Genomic DNA, 17,761 nt, shown 5'->3' with positions numbered 1-17,761 from the left:
GGCGGCACACCTGAAAGAGTCGTTTCATGCAGGTCTGGCCTGGAGAGGCGTATCCCCTCGGTGCCACGTACGACGGTGCCGGAACGAACTTCGCGGTCTTCACGGAGGCCGCGGACCGAGTAGAGCTGTGTCTGCTGCACGACGACGGCTCGGAGACGGCGGTGGAACTGCGGGAGAGCGACGCCTTCGTGCGGCACGCGTACGTGCCGGGCATCATGCCGGGGCAGCGCTACGGCTTCCGGGTGCACGGTCCGTACGAACCCGCGCGCGGGCTGCGCTGCAACTCGGCGAAGCTGCTCCTCGACCCGTACGCGAAGGCGGTCGCCGGGTCGGTGCGCTGGGGCGAGGAGGTGTACGGCTACCACTTCGGCGCCCCCGACCGGCGCAACGACCTGGACTCCGCGCCGCACAGCATGACGTCGGTCGTGGTCAACCCGTACTTCGACTGGGGCGACGACCGGCCGCCGCGCACCGAGTACCACCGTACGGTGATCTACGAGGCCCATGTGAAGGGTCTGACGATGCGCCACCCGGGGCTGCCCGAGGAGCTGCGCGGCACCTACGCGGCGCTCGCGCACCCGGCGGTGATCGAACACCTGACCGGGCTCGGGGTGACGGCGCTGGAGCTGATGCCGGTGCACCAGTTCGTCAACGACCACCGGCTGGTCGACATGGGCCTGAACAACTACTGGGGCTACAACACGATCGGCTTCTTCTCGCCGCACAACGCGTACGCCTCCTGGGGCGACCGGGGCCAGCAGGTGCTGGAGTTCAAGTCGGCGGTGCGGGCGCTGCACGAGGCGGGGATCGAGGTGATCCTCGACGTGGTCTACAACCACACCGCGGAGGGCAACCACCTGGGGCCGACGCTGTCCTTCCGGGGCATCGACAACGAGCGGTACTACCGGCTGTCGGAGGACCGCCGCTACTACACGGACACCACGGGCACCGGGAACTCGCTGCTGATGCGCTCCCCGCACGTCCTCCAGATGATCATGGACTCGCTGCGGTACTGGGTCACCGAGATGCACGTCGACGGATTCCGCTTCGACCTGGCGGCGACCCTGGCCCGGCAGTTCCACGAGGTGGACCGGCTGTCGTCGTTCTTCGACCTGGTGCAGCAGGACCCGGTCGTGTCCCAGGTGAAGCTGATCGCCGAGCCGTGGGACGTGGGCGAGGGCGGCTACCAGGTGGGCAACTTCCCGCCGCTGTGGACGGAGTGGAACGGCAAGTACCGCGACACCGTGCGCGACCTGTGGCGGGGCGAGCAGCGCACGCTCGCGGAGTTCGCCTCCCGGCTGACCGGCTCGTCCGACCTCTACCAGGACGACGGGCGCCGGCCACTGGCCTCCATCAACTTCGTGACCTGCCACGACGGGTTCACCCTGCACGACCTGGTGTCGTACGACGACAAGCACAACCAGGCCAACGGGGAGGACAACCGGGACGGCGAGAGCCACAACCGGTCCTGGAACTGCGGGGCGGAGGGCGAGACCGACGACCCGCGGGTGCTGGGGCTGCGGGCCCGGCAGATGCGGAACTTCATGGCGACCCTGATGCTGTCCCAGGGCGTGCCGATGATCAGCCACGGGGACGAGTTCGGGCGCACCCAGCGGGGTAACAACAACGCCTACTGCCAGGACAGCGAGCTGGCGTGGGTGCACTGGCCCGAGGACGGCTGCGAGCTGCTGGACTTCACGCGGGCGCTGGTGTGGCTGCGCCGGGAGCACCCCGTCTTCCGGCGGCGCCGCTTCTTCCACGGGCGGCCCGTGGAGGGCACCCACGACGAGCTGTCGGACATCGCCTGGTTCACCCCGGAGGGCCAGGAGATGACCCAGCGGGACTGGGACCGGGCGCAGGCGTCGGCGCTGTCGGTGTTCCTCAACGGCAACGCGATCTCGGAGCCCGGCCCGCGCGGGGAGCGGATCGCGGACGACTCCTTCCTGCTGATGTTCAACGCCTCGCCCCGGCCGCTGGAGTTCGTGGTGCCGGTCGACCACGGGCGGCAGTGGCAGGTGGTCGTCGACACCGCGGACCCGGAGGCGGCGGGCCGGGAGGGCGGCCGGAAGGTGCAGGCCGGGGACCGGCTCACCCTGGTGGACCGGAGCATGACGGTGCTCCAGCGGCCCACCTAGGACCCTGTCCGGCGGCGGGCCGGTGTCCCGCGCGCGGGGCACCGGCGCGCGTACACCGTCGGCACGCCAGGTGGCCGCCGGGGTGACACGAATCGGGGCGGGGCGGGTACGTAGGGTTCCATGACCCCTGCGCCCGCTGTCCCCGTCGTGCCCACGGCCACCTACCGGTTGCAGCTCCAGCCCGCGTTCCCGTTCGCCGCCGCGGCGGCGGCCGTGCCGTATCTGGCGTCGCTCGGCGTCTCCCATCTGCACCTGTCACCCGTCCTGGAGGCGGTGCCCGGCTCCCCGCACGGCTACGACGTGGTGGACCACGCGCGCGTGCGCGGGGAACTGGGCGGCGAGGAGGGGCTGCGGGCGCTGGCGCGCACCGCGCGGGAGCACGGGCTCGGCCTGGTCGTGGACATCGTGCCGAACCACATGGCGATGGTCCCGCGCCACAACCGCGCCCTGTGGGAGGTGCTGCGGGAGGGCCCGGAGTCGCCGTACGCACGCTGGTTCGACATCGACTGGGAGGCGGGGGGCGGCCAGGTGCTCGTCCCGGTGCTCGGCGGTCCGGTCGGGGCGGAGCTGGAGCACCTGCGGGTCGACGACGGTGTCCTGCGCTATCACGACCATGTGCTGCCGCTGCGCGAGGGCACCGAGGAACTGCCACTGCCGCAGCTGCTGGACGCCCAGTGGTACCGCCCGGTGTGGTGGCGGCTGGCCCGCACCGAGCTGAACTACCGGCGGTTCTTCAGCATCTCGGAGCTGATCGGGGTGCGGGTGGAGGACCCGGAGGTGTTCGAGGCGACCCACGGCACGGTGCTGCGGCTGCTGCACGAGGGCGTGTTCGACGGGCTGCGCGTCGACCACCCCGACGGCCTCGCCGACCCCGACACCTATCTGGAGCGGCTGCACGAGGCCACCGGCGGCCGCTGGACGGTCGTCGAGAAGATCCTCGCGGACGAGGAGCGCCTGCCGGCCTCCTGGGCGGTCGCCGGCACCACCGGGTACGACGCCCTGCGCCGCGTCGACGGCCTCTTCACGGACCCGGAGGGTGCCCGGGAGCTGCTGGACCACTACCGGCGCTTCGCGGCCCCGCAGACGGACCGTGGCGGCGACTGGGCGGCGACGGCGCGACGGGCGGCGTACGGGGTGCTCTCGCACGAGCTGGCGGCCGAACTGGACCGGCTGACCCGGGTCGCGTCCCGGGTGTGCGCGGCCTCCCCGGACCCCGCCCTGCGCGACCGGGCGCCCTGGGCGCTGCGCACGGCGCTGGAGGAACTGCTGGTGCGCCTGAAGGTGTACCGGCCGTACTCCTCGGGCGACCCGGCGGCCGTGGTGACCGAGGAGGCCGCCGAGGAGGCGCGGCAGGCCTTCGTGGTGCCCGAGGAGGCGGGCGCGGTCGACGTGGTGCGCGCTCTGGTGCTCGGCGGCGCGGGTCCCGCGCGCGCGGAGTTCCGGGCCCGGTTCGCGCAGACGGCGTCCGCGCTGCGCGCGAAGTCGGTGGAGGACACGGCGTTCTACCGGTACGTGCCCTTCCTGGCGGCGAACGAGGTGGGCGGGGAGCCCGGCAGCCCGGGGGTGTCCCCGGCGGGCTTCCACGCGTACTGCGCGCGCGTGCAGCGCGACTGGCCGGCCACGGGGACGGTGGTGTCGACGCACGACACCAAGCGCAGCGCCGACGTACGGGCCGCGCTGGCCGTTCTGACCGAGTGCCCGGGGCGGTGGGCCGAGGCCCTGGCGCTGGCCACGCGCGCGGAGGAGGGCGCGCCGGACGGGCAGCTCGCCTGGACGGCCTGGCAGACCGTGTTCGGGCTCGGTCCGGCGTCCCCGGAACGCGTCCGGGAGGCGCTGCTCAAGCACGCGCGCGAGGCGGGCCTCTACACGAGCTGGACCGAGCGGGAACCGCCGTACGAGGACGCGGTGGCCGCGTTCGTCACGGCGGGGCCCTGCGGGGCGCCGGGCGAGCGGGTGGCCGCGCTGCGCGACGCGCTGGAGCCGCACATCCGGGCCAATGTGCTCGGCACGGCGCTGGTGCACCTGACGATGCCGGGCGTGCCGGACCTCTACCAGGGCACGGAGCACGAATACCTCGCCCTGGTGGACCCCGACAACCGGCGTCCCGTGAGGTTCCCGCCACCGGAGGCGGAGGAGGAGAGCGCGAAGAGCGCGGTCACCGTCGGCACGCTGCGGCTGCGCCGGCGGCGGCCCGGGGTCTTCGGGGAGGCGGCGACGTACGAGCCGCTGGCGGCCGAGGGTCCGGCCGCTGCGCACTGCCTGGCGTTCGCGCGCTCCGGTGAGGTGGTCACGGCGGTGACCCGGCTGTCCCTGCGGCTGGCGGAGGCGGGCGGCTGGCGGGAGACGCTGCTGCCGCTGCCGCCGGGGCGGTGGGCGGACGCGCTGGCTCCGGAGCGGGAGTTCACGGGGCACGCGCGTGTGGCGGAGCTGTTCGCGCGACTGCCGGTGGCACTGCTGGAGCGGGTGGGCTGAGGAGGAACCCGTGGACGACCGCACCACGAGACCCCTGGACGGGGAGACCTGGCCGGACTTCGCCCGGCTCGTCGAGCGCCACAACGGCGTGGGGGGCGGCCGCTGGTGCATGGCGTTCCACGAGGAGGGCGTCGGGCGGTACACGACACCGGAGCGGAACCGCTCCGCCAAGGAGACCCGCGTCCGCGAGGGCCGGGCGCACGCCGCGCTGGTGTGTACGACGGTACGGAGTGCGTCGGCTGGTGCCGGTTCGGGCCGGTCGGCGAACCGCCGCGGATCACGCACCGGCGGGCCTACGAGGCCGGAGCCGGGCCGAGGTGCCTCCCGACTGGCGGATCACCTGTTTCTTCGTCGACAGTGGAGAGCTGCCCGGAGGACGCGGCCTGCCGGTCGGTGTCGGCGTCCTTCCTGCGCAACGGCACCGTGGCGCTGTTCGAGAGCCGCGGATTCACCCGGGTCCGCCGCCTCGGCAAGCACCACTGGGTGGTGACGCGGGAAGTGCGGGCGGCATAGGCGCGCGGCCGCCGTGCCCGCCCGCGCGTGCCTCCGGGCGCCCCCGGGAGGCTCCCCGGGGGAGTACTTGACAGTTCACAGGGTCCGTGGGGTACTGCGGATTGCGAGCAGGGCGGACGTAACGGGGGTGAGTCTCCTGCCGGTGCTGCGCTACCCGACGGTGACCGAACTGACCACCTCCGCGCGGGCGCTGGCCGCCCAGCAGCCCGGTCTGTGCGCGCTGCGCCAGGTGGGTCTCTCCCGCGCGGGCCGGCCGCTGCACCTGCTGTCCGTGGGACACGCCCGGCGCGCCGTGCTCGTCGTCGCGGGCGCCCACGCCAACGAACCGACCGGCGGCTCCACCCTGCTGGCCCTCGCCGAACGGGTGCTGCACGAACGCGAGCTGCGCACCGGCACCTCCTGGCACTTCCTGCTGTGCGCGGATCCCGACGGGGCGAGCCTGCACGTCACCCCGGCCCCGCGCAGCCTGCTGGAGTACCACCTCGGCTTCTTCCGGCCCGCCGGCCCGGAGCAGCCGGAGTGGTCGCCCGCCGTGCTGCCGCCGGACCGGCTGCCGCCCGAGACCCGCGCGCTGACCCGGATCATCGACGAGCTGCGGCCCTACCTCCAGGTGACGCTGCACGGCACCGATCTGGGCGGCAGCTGGGTGCAGTTGACGAAGGACATCCCGGGGCTCGCGGAGCCGTTCGCCAAGTCGGCGGCGCAGCTGCACATCCCGGTGGAGACGGGCGCCTCCGACGCGGCGGGCTGGCCGGCGTCCGGTCCCGGCGTGCACGTGATGCCGGCCCCCGGGGTGGACGCGGCCTACCCGAGCATGCCGGACGACGCCCGGCACAGCACCTGGTACCACGCCCACCGCTACGGCGGCCTGACCGCGGTCGTGGAGGTGCCGATGTGGGCGAGTGACCTGGTGGACGACCCCGCCCCGCATCCCGCGCCGGCCGCGGCGATCCGGCGGCTGGCGGTGCGGCTCCTGCGGGACGCGCGGGAGGTGGAGCGGGTGCTCACCGAGGCGCTGCCGCGGCTGGAGGGCGACGACGGGCCGCTGCTGCGGGCCGCCAAGTGGGCGCTGGAGCTCGTGCCGGGGCTGGCCTCGGACTGGACCCATGTGCCGCCCGCGGACACGACGATGGCGTACGTCGGCAGCGTGGACGCCTTCGCCCGCCGGCTGCCGCTGCGGGCGGCCGCGATGCTGTGGCGGGTCCTCCAGGAGAGCGACGACCACGCCGCCCCGCGCCTCGGGCAGCTCGTGGAGACCTGGAGCGACGCCTTCGCCGTACGCTTCCGGGCCCGTTGGGTGCCGCTGGAGCACCAGGTGGAGCACCAGTCCCGCACGGTGGTGGCGGCGGCGCTGCACGCGCGCGAGGGTGCGGCCTAGGACACACGCGCGTGCCGCCCCGCGCCGCCTCACTCGCGCCGGCCCGGAAGCGTCACGCACGCGCGTGCCCCACACCGCGGCACACGCGCGTGCCTCACACCTCGGGCACGTCCACCTCCGCCTCGGCCCCCGCCTCCGCCTCGTCGAGGGCGAACACCGCTCCCGTCAGTGCCGCCAGCTCGCAGTCGTTGCTGAAAGTCTGGCTGTACTCGACCGGGCGCCCGTTCCACCGTCCTCTCGCGCGGGCCGTGACCGGGGCGTAGACCATCGCGCAGACGGCGCCCGGCACCGGCGCGAGACCACCGGGGTCCCCGCCCGCCGCCTCGAGCTGTCCGCACGCCTCGGGGGCGCGGGAGTGGCCCTGGGGTGGGTGGCACAGGAGCAGGGTGCCCCGGGTGCCGCTGGACTGCGCGGTGCCCCGGGTGAGCGTGAGCTGGAGCCAGTTACCGGGGAGCGTGTCCCGGGCGGCCGCGTGGGCCGGGACGGCGCCCGCGGCGACGAGGAGGACGGCGGCGGCCGGAAGCGCGCGCCGCAGGACCGCGGTCGGGAAGAGGTGCTTCATTCCCGGTGCATCGGCACGGCGGCCTGCGTCCCCCAGTCCGACTCACCCGATCGTACGGACGCCCCGTGCCGTCCGGCCAGGTCGAACGCGGCGAGGACGACCCGCGTCTGGTACTCGGCCTGGCGTGCGACGGGGATCCACCGCGCCCCGCTGTCGTCGCGGTAGGCGGCGCACCAGGCGTCGATGAGCCCGTCCAGCTCCGGCAGCGCGCCCGCCGGATCGCGTCCCGCCCCCGTGACGAGCTGGTGCAGCAGCCCCGCCGTCCGTACGGCGATCCGCCGCCCGGCGATGCGCAGGGCGGTGAGATGGGCGGTGCTGAGCTGCGGCAGCGGGCGGCCCGGGTCGGCGGTGTCCGGGTCCCAGGCGTCGGCGAGGCCGGGGCAGACCAGGAGATAGTCGTCGACGGGCGCGAGCAGGCGCGCCGCGTCGGGGGCGTCGTCGACATGGGGCCGCACGCGCGCGAGGAGGCGTTCCAGCACGCGTGTGTCGTGGCGCAGGGCGTCGCTGACGGCGTGCAGCACCGCGTCGCGGTCGGCGGGCGGTGAGCCGTCCTGGACGGCGGCGACGCCCCACATGGGTGCCTCGACGACGGCGGTGACGGTGCCGTGCCGGATCGGGTGGTACCAGGTCGACTCGACGGCGGCCTCGGTGATGGCGGCGGCCAGGTCGCGCGGCTGCGGCCGCGGGATCCGGTAGACGGCGGGTCCCAGCCGGGGCCAGTACAGGGTGTCGTAGGGGCCGAGTTCGCGGGGGATGCCGAGGCGGGTGGCCGCGTGCGCCATACGGCGGTCGAGGCCGGGCAGGTCGTGGGTGAGTTCCACGAAGCCGCCACCGACGTCGACGCCGTGCAGCGAGCACTGGAAGAAAGGTTTCAGTTCGTCCTGGAGGCCGAGCAGCGCCCGGGTCTCCGGCAACGCGGCGGCCCCCGCTCCGTCGGGCAGCCACTCGGGCTGTTCGTGGAAGCCGGGCCGGAAGAAGTTCCGGAAGTAGCGGCCGAGGGTGTAGGGGCCGGTCAGCCAGCCCTCGTTGCGGCGCAGGCCGTCGGGGTCGAGGCAGAGCAGCAGGTTCCAGGTGGCGTCGGCGCCCTCGGTGAGCCGGGGGTCGGCGAGGACGCGTTCGGCCAGCCGCAGGACGGTGGCGCCGCCGACCGGCTCGTTGGCGTGCGGCCCGGCGACGACGAGGGCCTGCCGGGCGCCCCGGCCGAGGGACAGCAGCCACAGGGGCGTGCCCGCCCGGGAGACGCCCACGCGCCGCAGCCGGACGTCCCGGGGCCGCCGGGCGGCGAGCAGGGCGGCGTGGGCCGCGAGTTCGTCCACGGTCGGATAGCGCGGGAGGGGCGGCAGGACACACCTCCACGGGGCGGCACCGTCGGTTCACCGGGCGTGTCCGGTCTACGCACAGTGAGTCATGGTCCGGGGGTACGTCAACACCGCCGCACCCGGTGGGACTTGGGGAGGGCGGCCCGACACGCGGGGGCTCCGGCCGGCTCAGTCCGCCGAGAGGCGGAACGCCATCCGTCCGAAGGAGACCTGGTCGCCCTCGCGGACCACGGCGGCGCCGATGACCCGGCGTCCGTTGACGGTCGTGCCGTTGGTGGAGCCGAGGTCGCGCAGCACCCACATGCCGCCCTGGCGGCTGAGTTCGGCGTGCACGCGCGAGACGCTCTCGTGGGTCAGCCGCAGACCGCTCGCGGGGTCGCGGCCGATGCGCAGCGCGTGGGCGGTGCCGGGGTGCGGCAGCAGCAGCTTGGGCAGCCGCTCGGCCTGCCAGGCCCGCCGCAGCCGTACGGTGAACCCGGAGACCGCCTCGACGGTGCCGAAGACCACCCGGGAGAAGCGGTTCTCCTTGGGCAGGTCGGCGGTGAGCGCGGCGAGTTCGTCGGAGCGTCGGGCGGCGAGGGCCAGCTCCATGCGGCGGATGAACGTGTCGTGCGACAGACGGCCCATGGCGACGCCGTCACGCAGCACCTTCAGCGCCTTGTCGCGCTCCGCGTCGGCCACCCGCGCGGGGTACGTGTTGAACTCGAAAGACGACGTCACGGTGGTGATTGTCGGTCAGGGAACCCCGGGTGTCCAGAAAACGGGAAAACGCCCCTGCGCGCGCGTGGGCGACGACACCCGCCGCAAGGGGGGTGTTTCAAAAGCGGATCGATCGCGGGTAGAGCACGATGGACGCACTCCATCACGGTCAGCAGACGAAGGGGAACCGTCCGTGCAGTTCGAGGTGTGGGCACCACAGGCCGAACGCGTGACGCTCCAGTGCGACGGTGTCCCGCGCGCGCTGGAGCGCGATCCGGAGCGGGCCGGGTGGTGGACGGGCGAGGCGGAGGCACGGGACGGATCGCGGTACGGCTTCGCGGTGGACGACGGCCCCGTGCGCCCCGATCCGCGCTCGCGCCGCCAGCCGGACGGCCCGGACGGGCCGAGCGCGGTCGTCGACCACGGCCGCCACGAGTGGCGCGCCCCGTGGTCGGGGCGCCCGCTGCCGGGCGCGGTCCTGTACGAGCTGCACGTGGGCACGTACACCCCCGAGGGCACCCTGGACGCGGCCGCCGAGCGCCTCGGCCATCTCGTGGAACTGGGTGTCACCCACGTCGAGTTGATGCCCCTGTGCCCGTTCCCCGGCCGGCACGGCTGGGGGTACGACGGGGTCTCGTTGTGGGCGGTGCACGAGCCGTACGGCGGGCCCGCGGCGCTGAAGCGGTTCGTGGACCGGGCGCACGGGCTGGGGCTGGGCGTGGTCCTGGACGTCGTCCACAACCATCTGGGCCCGTCCGGGAACTACCTGCCCGAGTTCGGGCCGTACTTCACCGACCGCCACCACACGCCGTGGGGCGCCGCCGTCAACCTGGACGCGCCCGGCTCGGACGAGGTGCGGGCGTTCCTGCTGGGCAGCGCGCTGGCGTGGCTGCGGGACTACCGGCTGGACGGGCTGCGGCTGGACGCGGTGCACGCGCTGGCGGACACGCGCGCGTACCCGTTTTTGGAGGAGCTGTCGGCGGCCGTGGACGCCCTGGCCGCCGAGACGGGCCGGCCGCTGTTCCTGATCGCCGAGGCCGACCTGAACGACCCGCGGCTCGTCACGCCCCGCGGGGAGGGCGGCCTGGGGCTGCACGCGCAGTGGAACGACGACTTCCACCACGCCCTGCACACCGCGCTCACCGGCGAGTCCCAGGGCTACTACGCCGACTTCGCGGTCGAACCCTTCGCCGCGCTCACCAAGACCCTGACCAGCGGTTTCTTCCACGACGGCACGTACTCCGGCTTCCGGGGCCGCCGGCACGGGCGCCCGCTGGACCGCTCCCGGATCCCCGGGCACCGGCTCCTGGGCTACTCCCAGACGCACGACCAGGTCGGCAACCGCGCCATGGGCGACCGGCTCTCGGCGTCCCTCTCCCCCGGGCTGCTGGCGTGCGCGGCGGCCCTGACGCTGACCGCCCCGTTCACGCCGATGCTGTTCATGGGCGAGGAGTGGGCGGCCGGCACCCCCTGGCAGTACTTCACCGACCATCCCGATCCCGAACTGGCGGAGGCCGTACGGCGGGGCAGGCGGCGGGAGTTCGCGGCGCACGGCTGGGCCGAGGACGAGGTGCCCGACCCGCAGGACCCGGCGACCCGCGACCGTTCCTGCCTGGACTGGTCCGAGCCGGAACGCGAGCCCCACGCGCGCGTGCTGGCCTGGTACCGGGAGCTGATCGCACTGCGGCACGCGCAGGCGGACCTCACGGACCCCGATCTCGCCGACATCAAGGTCGCCCACGACGCCGGCGCCCGCTGGCTCGCCTTCCGGCGCGGGGACGTCCGCGTCGCCGTGAACCTCGGCAAGGAGCCGGCGGCGATCCCCCTGGGCACCCGCCCGGCCCGGGTCCTGGCGGCCTGGGAGCCGGTGGAGGCCCCGGGTCCGGACGGACTGCTGCACGTGCCCGGGGAGTCGTGCGTGGTACTGGAACAGGACTGACCCCGGAACAGGAGCCGTAGCGCTAACTCTCCTCGTCCACCCCGTACCCGTACCCGCCCGCGCCCCCGCCCTCGCCCCCGTCCCCGTCCTCCCGGAGCTCCGTCACCCGCTCCAGCAGGATCGCCTCCCAGGCCCGTCCCAGCTGGGTGCGCAGCAGTGGCAGGGGATCGGTGCCCCGGCCGCCGAGGCGTTCGGCGAGTCGTACGACGGTGTCGCAGCGGGCGAGCCAGAGGCCGCGCAGGCAGGGGCGGGCGCCGTAGCCCGCGAGGGTGGCGGCGCGGACGGCCGCGCCGGAGCCGACCGCGAGGGCGAGTCCGGCGATGTCCTCGGCGGGGTCGCCGAGCACCGCCTCCGTCCAGTCGAGAACGCCGCGCACCCGGCCGTCGGCGCTGACCACGAGGTGCTCGCCGCGCAGCCGGTGGTGGACGAGGACGGCGGGGGCGGGCCGGGCGGCGAACTGGGCCGCCCCGGGCGGGGTGAGCTGGTGCAGCCGCGAGGCGTCGAACTCGTCGGCGCGGGCGAGGCGTTGGGCGGCGGCGACGGCCATCCGGCGCAGCGCCTCCAGGGAACGCGGGGCGGCACGCGGCACGCCGAGCGCGTCGGCCTGCCGGGACGGCACCTCGCGCAGCCCGCCGAGCAGCCCCGCCAGGTCGGCCTCGCCGACGGCCGACACGTCGTGCTCCTCGGCCGTGCCGCCGGGCACCTTGGTGTCGAGGCTGTAGGTCAGCCCCGGGGACCACTCGCCGTGCGCGATGCTGGTCGGCACGGTGACCGGCACGTGCGGCCGGACGAGGTCGCGCAGCCGCAGTTCGCGCCGTCGGCGGACGGCCGCGTCGTGGTCGGGGGCGAGCCGCAGGACGTACCGGGTGCCGACCCACCAGGTGAAGGCCGCGCCCTCCTCGCGGACGGGCCGCACCTCCGGGCCCGGGCCGGCGCTGCCGCCCTCCTCCATGAGCGCACGGACCAGTCTGCGGACGGTGTCCGCGGTGGGTGTCGGTGCCTGGGTCATGGTCGCGCCGCTGCCGTTCGGGTGGGTGCCGGGACTCCGGGGGTGGGCTCCTGGGGGCTCATTCCACGACGACCAGCTCGCGGGTGGTGTGGTTGAGGCGGCGGCCGCCGTCCTCGGTGACGGTGACGATGTCCTCGATGCGCACCCCGAACCGGCCGGGCAGGTACACGCCGGGCTCCACGGAGAAGCACATGCCGGGAACGAGGGGCCGCTCCTCGCCCTCGATCATGTAGGGCGGCTCGTGGGTGGTGACGCCGATGCCGTGGCCGGTGCGGTGGATGAAGTACGCGCCGTACCCGGCGTCGGCGATGACCGCGCGGGCGGCCCGGTCGACCTCCTGGCAGGCGACCCCGGGGCGTACGGCCCGGAAACCGGCCTCCTGGGCCTCGCGGACGAGGTCGTGGACGCGGCGTTCCTCGGCGGTGGGTTCGCCGACGTGGACGGTGCGGGAGGTGTCGGAGCCGTAGCCGTCCTTGAGGCCGCCGAAGTCGAGGACGATCATGTCGCCGTCCTCGATGACGCGGTCGCCGACCTCGTGGTGCGGGTTGGCGCCGTTGGGCCCGGAGGCGACGATGGTGAAGTCGACCTGGGAGTGCCCGAACCGTCGCAGCAGGTCGGCGAGGTCCGCGCCGACCTCGGTCTCCCGGCGGCCGGCGAAGGAAACCTTCCGGATCTCCTCGAACGCCCGGTCCGCGGCCTCTCCGGCGGCCGCCATCAGCTCCAGCTCCGCCGCGTCCTTGACGGCCCGCAGCATCGGCAGGGCCTCGGTCAGGGAGGCGTACGAGGTGGCGGGCAGCGCCTTCTGGAGGCCCAGGAGGTGCATCGCCCAGGCGTTGTCGCTGATGCCGTACCGGCCGCCCGCGTCGAGGAGGCCGGCGGTGGCGGCGTAGGGGTCCTTGCCGTCGGTCCAGTCCCGCAGGGTGAGCACGGGGGCGCCGGTCGCCTTGGCGGCGTCGGGGGCCTCCAGGGTCGGCACGACGAGGACGGGGTCCCGGCCGGGGGCGAGGACGAGGAGCGTGAGCCGTTCGGTGGCCGCCGGGGGCGCGTAGCCGGTGAGCCACACGAGGTCGGGTCCCGGTGCCACCAGGAGCCCGGCGAGTCCGGCGTCGGCGGCCTCGCGCGCGGCCCGCTCCATACGGGTCCGGTAGTCGTCGGCGGTGAAGGGCGCGCGTGCGGTGCCGGTCATCCGGGCCTCCCTGGACGGACGTGGTGACTACGGGCAGCATCCTGCCCGGACTGCGTGAGCCGCGCGAGCCGGTATCCACGGGATTCCGGCCAGGAAGGCCAGGAACGGCGGGAACGGCAGGAGAGCGGGAAGGAGCGGGACAGGAAAAGCAGGAAGGGCCGGACGGCCGGAGAGGTCAGGCGGAAGGCCGGCGGGACGCTCACGCCTCGCGCGCGAGCGCCGCCGCGGCCCCTCCCCGGCGGGCCGGCGTCAGGTGACGACCCCGGGAACCACCACCAACTGCTGGTATCCGCCACTCTCATGACGGACAGTCACCTTGATGTGCCGCCCGGGACGGGCCGCCTCGACCGCCCGTACGAGGTCCGTGACCGAGTCGATCCTCGTGTCGCCGAAGTTCAGCACGACGTCTCCGCGCACCAGGCCGGCCGTGTAGCCGGGCCCGGGGACATGGACGGCGACGATCCGGGCGCCCGACTTCTCCGCGTCCACGGCCTCCAGGCCGAGGCTGGCCCGGGCGGGGGCGGGCGAGGCCGCCGGCGCGGACGGGTCCGGGGCGGGCGGTGCCGAGGGGGCGGACGGCCCGGCGCCCGGCACGCCCCCGCCGCCCGTCGCCCGCTGGAGTTCCGCGAGCTTGCTCATGCCGATCACGGTCGCTCCGACCGTGCCCAGTCCGACGCCGGTCAGGACGAGGACTGTGCCGGCGAGCAGTCCGGTCAGCAGGGTCGCGAGCCGTCGGTGCCTGCGGCGGGCGGCGTGCGGGCGCCGGCCCCGGCCGCCCGGTTCGGTGCCTTCACCGGGCTCCTGGCCGGGCATGGGCTTGGGTCGCAACGCGGTCTGTTCCATGGATCGCCTCCGGCTGGTGCTCTACCCGGCGCACCGGTGCACGACCTGCCACGAACGAGTGAGACTGACCCAGGGTCAACAGCGGTAGGCCCCCGCCCACCAGGGGCGATGCAGCTCAGGCGGATGCGGACAGCGCCGTGACGAGTGCCCCCGCCGCACCCGTCGGCGTACCGACGTACACGAGTTCGACCCGGTGGACGACCCGGGGCTCGACGAGCGGGACGGCGACCGTGCCCGGGACGCCGGTGGCCGCCGGGCGGGACAGCACGGCCAGCCCGTGCCCGGCGGCGGCGAGGCCGGTCAGCACGCGGACGTCGGTGCCGTCGTAGCGCAGAGCGGGCCGGAAGCCGCGGCCGCCGTTCGCGGCGCGCAGCCGCTCCAGCGGCAGGGCGGTGTCGGGGGCGTCCAGCCAGCGTGCGTCGGCCAGGTCGCCGAGGCGCAGCCCGGCGCGCCGGGCCAGCGGGTGGGCGGCGGGCAGCAGGACGCAGACCGGCTCCTCCGCCACGCCGTACGTGGTCAGCGGGGCCACGTCGGGCAGCCGGAGCGGGTCGCTGGGCGCGGCCAGGCCGTCCACCAGCCCCAGGTCGGCCGTACCGGCGGCGACGGCGGCGGGGACGTCGTCGCGGGCCAGCACCCGCAGGGTCACCCCGGCGGGCGGGAGCGCGGCCAGGACCCGGGGCGGGAGGGCGGCCGGCGAGGCGGCCAGCGTCAGCCCGAGGGCGGGCGCGGCGGCCATCCGTACGACGTCGGCGCGGGCCGCCTCCAGGCGCAGCAGCAGCGGGCCGGCGTGTTCGAGGAGCCGTTCACCGGCCGTCGTCGGGGCGACGGGACGGCGGGTGAGCAGCGGTGCGCCGAGGTCCTGTTCGAGGGCCGCGATGTGCTGGGAGACGGCGGACTGGGTGTAGCCCAGCTCCCGGGCGGCCTCGGAGAAGGAGGCCAGGCGGGCCACGGTGACGTAGGTGCGCAGGAGGTGCGGGTCCATGCCCCCAGCCTCTCATCAGCGATGCTGATGGAGAGTGCAGCAATCATCGTTGGACGTGAACCTGGGCCCGCGCCCAGGATGAGTCCATGACCGACAACACCGCTCAGATCGCCAAGGTCGCCCTGGTCGGGGACCGCTCCCCGAACGTCGTCTCGCACACCCGCATCCCCCTCCTGCTGGAAGCCCTCGCCGCCCGGGACCGGCTGGTCCTGGACTCCTACTGGATCCCGTCCGAGGACGCCGAGGCGCCGGACGCGGTGCGCGGCTTCGACGCGGTGTGGGTGGTGCCGGGCAGCCCGTACCGCAGCGAGGCCGGAGTGCTCGCCGCGATCCGCACCGCACGCGAGGAGGGCATCCCGTTCCTCGGCACCTGCGGCGGTTTCCAGCACGCGCTGCTGGAGTTCGCCCGCAACGCCTGCGGGCTGCCGCACGTGGCGCACGCCGAGAACGACCCGGACGGCGACGACCTCCTGTTCGAGCTTCTGGCCTGCTCCCTCGAAGGCCACGAGGACACCGTCGTCCTCACGCCCGGCTCGCTCGCGCACACGGTGATCGGCGCGGAGCGCACGGTCGAGCGCTACTCCTGCCGCTACGGCCTCGCCCGCCACTTCGACACCCTCACCGCGCACGGGCTGCGCTTCTCCGGGCACAACACGGCGGGCCAGGTACGGATGGCGGAGCTGCCCGGCCACCCCTTCTTCCTGGCCTCCCTGTTCCAGCCGGAGCTGCACGGCGACGGCACGCGCCCGCACCCGATGGTCCGGGCGCTGGCGCGCGCCGCGGTGGAGCACACCGCGCGGACGGAGCGTCAGCCCGTGTGACCCGCGCCGTGCCCGCCGTGCCCCCCGCCGTGGTCGAACTTCAGGGCCTCGGGCGGCATGACCACGAAGGGCCGCATCATGCCCATGTCCTCGTGTTCGAGGAGGTGGCAGTGGTACATGAACCGCCCGTACGCCCCGTCGAACCTCCCCATCACCCGCAGGGCCTGGGGACCCGGCACCTGGAAGACGTCCTTGTACCCCAGCTCGTTGGGTGCGAGCGGGATCGCGGTGTCCGGGTCGAACCGCACGGGTGTGCGGGTGCCGCCGAGCTCCGGATCGAAGCCGGACGCGTCGTAGGCGTCGCGGCCGAGGACCTGGAAGTCGGCCAGGTGGATGTGCATGGGGTGGACGATCGGCGCGAGGTTGAGGAAGGTCCACTGCTCGTGGGTGCCCTCGCCGATGGTGAAGCCGAGACCGTCGTTGAACGTGCGTGCCGTACGGCGGTACGTCCGCGTCCTGCCGTTCGCGCCGGTCACCTGGATGACGCCCTCGGAGGGGATCTGGACGTCGGCCGGGTCCTCGACCTCGGCCATCTCCCAGATCTCCGGGTGGCCGCCGGAACCCTTGGTGCCGGGCGGGGAGAGCACGATCAGCCGGTGGCCGTGCGGGACGTCATGGCTGATCCGGCGGAAGGAGCCGGAGAGCACCTCGGGCAGCGCGAAGGAGTCCTCCTCGCAGGTCTCGCGGACCCGGAACTCCATGACCGCCGGATAGCGCACCCCGCCCAGCGGGTCGGGCGTGCCGGCCGGCTGGTTGGGGCCCTTGTCGACCAGGCGGAGCCGGCGGCCGCCCAGGCCGCGGAAGTCGACCAGCAGGTCGAACCGCTCGGCCGGGGCGGCGCTCAGGACCGGAAGCGCGTCGTCGAAGTCGACGGGCACCGGGCGCGGCAGCAGTCCGCCGTCGCTGCCGATCTGGTGGATGATCCCCGGCACCGGCTGGTCGTCCTCGTCGATCAGGACGAGGTTGTAGATGCGCGCGTTGGACGCGTTGACCAGTCGGAAGCGGTACCAGGCGTCGTCGACGTCGGCGTACGGCCAGATACGGCCGTTGACCGTGGTGTACGGCCCGAAGAACGGGATGGAGACCGGCTTGCCCGTCTCCGGGTTGGACTGCTGGACGATCACCGTCTTGTGCAGCAGCCGGCCGTTGAGGCGGCCGTCCTCGTCGGTGTCGAGGTTGCGGTCGGCGAGGAGCAGCGGGATCTCCCGCTCCCCGGAGGGCAGGTGCAGGGCGTCCTCCTCGTCGTCACGGACGAGGTAGGTGCCGAACAGGCCCGCCATCACGTTCCACCGGGTGATGTTCATGGCGTGGTCGTGGTACCACCACTGCACCGCCTGGTGGTCGTTCGGATACTCCGAGAGCTGGGCGTCGCCGAAGCCGACCGCGTTGTCCGCCCAGCCGTCGTTGCCGCCGCCGGTCTGCGCGCCGTGCAGATGCGTGACGGACCAGGCGGGCAGCGCGGCGACGTCCTTGATCGGTTCGACGCCGCCGCGGCCCGGTTCGGTGCTCGGCGCCGGGGTGCCCGGCGGGCCGAGGGGCACCTCGACGGCGGTGACCGGGTACTCGCTCCCCTTGGGGATGCGGTTGGTCCAGGCGATGCGGACGCGCTGGCCGCGCCGCACCTCGATGGTCGGGCCCGGCACCTGGCCGTCGTACCCCCACATCAGGGTGGGCGGCAGCTGCGGGTGGAGGCGCACCCAGGTGGGGCGCAGGGCGATCTCGGTCTCGTGGGTCACGTCGGCGGAAGCGGGCCGCAGGACGGGCGGGACGGTGAGCGGCGCCGCGTACGGCGTCAGTTCACCGGGCGCCGGTGTCTGGTCGCGCTCTTTCGCTAAGACCTCGTTGATCGGCTCGATCGTTTCGGTCAAGGTCGAACACCCCCGTGTTCTCTTGGTCGTTCCCC

General features: G+C 74.4%; 14 protein-coding genes. 6 read left to right on the top strand and 8 right to left on the bottom strand.

Features of this window, described 5'->3' with window-relative positions:
- Window positions 1-26 precede the first annotated feature (26 nt).
- The 4 genes from glgX (at window position 27) to ACZ6D7_RS39400 (ending at window position 6,498) form a co-directional block, all read left to right on the top strand.
- Complete coding sequence (gene glgX / locus ACZ6D7_RS39415; protein ID WP_469501475.1) at window positions 27-2,135, top strand: glycogen debranching protein GlgX; 2,109 nt, start codon at window positions 27-29, stop codon at window positions 2,133-2,135.
- A 120-nt stretch (window positions 2,136-2,255) separates the two neighbouring features.
- Window positions 2,256-4,607, top strand: coding sequence for a malto-oligosyltrehalose synthase (treY, locus tag ACZ6D7_RS39410; protein ID WP_469501473.1), 2,352 nt, complete (start codon window positions 2,256-2,258; stop codon window positions 4,605-4,607).
- A 357-nt stretch (window positions 4,608-4,964) separates the two neighbouring features.
- Window positions 4,965-5,120: a hypothetical protein gene (locus ACZ6D7_RS39405; protein ID WP_469501470.1), complete on the top strand. Its 156-nt coding sequence runs from the start codon at window positions 4,965-4,967 to the stop codon at window positions 5,118-5,120.
- A 127-nt stretch (window positions 5,121-5,247) separates the two neighbouring features.
- On the top strand, window positions 5,248-6,498 hold the full coding sequence (locus ACZ6D7_RS39400) for a M14 family zinc carboxypeptidase (RefSeq protein WP_469501467.1): 1,251 nt from the start codon (window positions 5,248-5,250) through the stop codon (window positions 6,496-6,498).
- A gap of 94 nt (window positions 6,499-6,592) precedes the next feature.
- Here the strand turns inward: ACZ6D7_RS39400 and ACZ6D7_RS39395 are convergent, their stop codons facing one another.
- From ACZ6D7_RS39395 to ACZ6D7_RS39385, 3 genes are all read right to left on the bottom strand, one after another.
- Complete coding sequence (locus ACZ6D7_RS39395) at window positions 6,593-7,060, bottom strand: SSI family serine proteinase inhibitor (RefSeq protein WP_469501464.1); 468 nt, start codon at window positions 7,058-7,060, stop codon at window positions 6,593-6,595.
- The gene (locus ACZ6D7_RS39390) at window positions 7,057-8,376 is read right to left on the bottom strand and encodes a M14 family zinc carboxypeptidase (RefSeq protein WP_469501461.1); all 1,320 of its coding nucleotides are present in this window, start codon (window positions 8,374-8,376) and stop codon (window positions 7,057-7,059) included. Before ACZ6D7_RS39390 ends, ACZ6D7_RS39395 begins: the two co-directional genes overlap by 4 nt.
- A gap of 171 nt (window positions 8,377-8,547) precedes the next feature.
- Window positions 8,548-9,099: an FHA domain-containing protein gene (locus ACZ6D7_RS39385; RefSeq protein WP_469501458.1), complete on the bottom strand. Its 552-nt coding sequence runs from the start codon at window positions 9,097-9,099 to the stop codon at window positions 8,548-8,550.
- 172 nt (window positions 9,100-9,271) lie between these two features.
- Between ACZ6D7_RS39385 and treZ the strand changes: the two genes are divergently transcribed.
- Window positions 9,272-11,017 carry a malto-oligosyltrehalose trehalohydrolase gene (gene treZ / locus ACZ6D7_RS39380; RefSeq protein ID WP_469501455.1) on the top strand — a complete coding sequence of 582 codons (1,746 nt, stop codon included), beginning with the start codon at window positions 9,272-9,274 and terminating at the stop codon, window positions 11,015-11,017.
- 22 nt (window positions 11,018-11,039) lie between these two features.
- Here the strand turns inward: treZ and ACZ6D7_RS39375 are convergent, their stop codons facing one another.
- The 4 genes from ACZ6D7_RS39375 to ACZ6D7_RS39360 form a co-directional block, all read right to left on the bottom strand.
- On the bottom strand, window positions 11,040-12,026 hold the full coding sequence (locus tag ACZ6D7_RS39375; protein WP_469501452.1) for an aminoglycoside phosphotransferase family protein: 987 nt from the start codon (window positions 12,024-12,026) through the stop codon (window positions 11,040-11,042).
- Between the two features lie 58 nt (window positions 12,027-12,084).
- The gene (locus ACZ6D7_RS39370) at window positions 12,085-13,212 is read right to left on the bottom strand and encodes an aminopeptidase P family protein (RefSeq protein ID WP_469501449.1); all 1,128 of its coding nucleotides are present in this window, start codon (window positions 13,210-13,212) and stop codon (window positions 12,085-12,087) included.
- Between the two features lie 249 nt (window positions 13,213-13,461).
- Window positions 13,462-14,055 carry a PDZ domain-containing protein gene (locus tag ACZ6D7_RS39365; RefSeq protein WP_469501444.1) on the bottom strand — a complete coding sequence of 198 codons (594 nt, stop codon included), beginning with the start codon at window positions 14,053-14,055 and terminating at the stop codon, window positions 13,462-13,464.
- Between the two features lie 115 nt (window positions 14,056-14,170).
- On the bottom strand, window positions 14,171-15,037 hold the full coding sequence (locus ACZ6D7_RS39360; protein ID WP_469501441.1) for a LysR family transcriptional regulator: 867 nt from the start codon (window positions 15,035-15,037) through the stop codon (window positions 14,171-14,173).
- Window positions 15,038-15,123: 86 nt separating this feature from the next.
- Here ACZ6D7_RS39360 and ACZ6D7_RS39355 point away from each other — a divergent pair, with 86 nt between their 5' ends.
- Window positions 15,124-15,858, top strand: coding sequence for a CTP synthase C-terminal region-related (seleno)protein (locus tag ACZ6D7_RS39355; RefSeq protein WP_469501438.1), 735 nt, complete (start codon window positions 15,124-15,126; stop codon window positions 15,856-15,858).
- Here ACZ6D7_RS39355 and phsA read toward each other — a convergent pair.
- Entirely contained in the window at window positions 15,846-17,726 is a 1,881-nt protein-coding gene (gene phsA / locus ACZ6D7_RS39350; protein WP_469501436.1) for an O-aminophenol oxidase PhsA, read from the bottom strand. The two genes, ACZ6D7_RS39355 and phsA, sit on opposite strands and share 13 nt — an antisense overlap.
- Between the last annotated feature and the right edge of the window lie 35 nt (window positions 17,727-17,761).

Source organism: Streptomyces sp. NPDC041784, from assembly GCF_055591025.1.
Note: the sequence above shows the minus strand (reverse complement) of the source record. Positions and strands in the feature narration are given on the sequence as shown.

Excerpts from the sequence above, each read along its gene's own strand:
- ACZ6D7_RS39360 (WP_469501441.1), bottom strand. The coding sequence starts at position 15,037 with ATGGACCCGCACCTCCTGCGCACCTACGTCACCGTGGCCCGCCTGGCC.
- ACZ6D7_RS39395 (WP_469501464.1), bottom strand. The coding sequence starts at position 7,060 with ATGAAGCACCTCTTCCCGACCGCGGTCCTGCGGCGCGCGCTTCCGGCC.
- glgX (WP_469501475.1), top strand. The coding sequence starts at position 27 with ATGCAGGTCTGGCCTGGAGAGGCGTATCCCCTCGGTGCCACGTACGAC.
- ACZ6D7_RS39365 (WP_469501444.1), bottom strand. The coding sequence starts at position 14,055 with ATGGAACAGACCGCGTTGCGACCCAAGCCCATGCCCGGCCAGGAGCCC.
- ACZ6D7_RS39375 (WP_469501452.1), bottom strand. The coding sequence starts at position 12,026 with ATGACCCAGGCACCGACACCCACCGCGGACACCGTCCGCAGACTGGTC.
- ACZ6D7_RS39370 (WP_469501449.1), bottom strand. The coding sequence starts at position 13,212 with ATGACCGGCACCGCACGCGCGCCCTTCACCGCCGACGACTACCGGACC.
- ACZ6D7_RS39355 (WP_469501438.1), top strand. The coding sequence starts at position 15,124 with ATGACCGACAACACCGCTCAGATCGCCAAGGTCGCCCTGGTCGGGGAC.
- treY (WP_469501473.1), top strand. The coding sequence starts at position 2,256 with ATGACCCCTGCGCCCGCTGTCCCCGTCGTGCCCACGGCCACCTACCGG.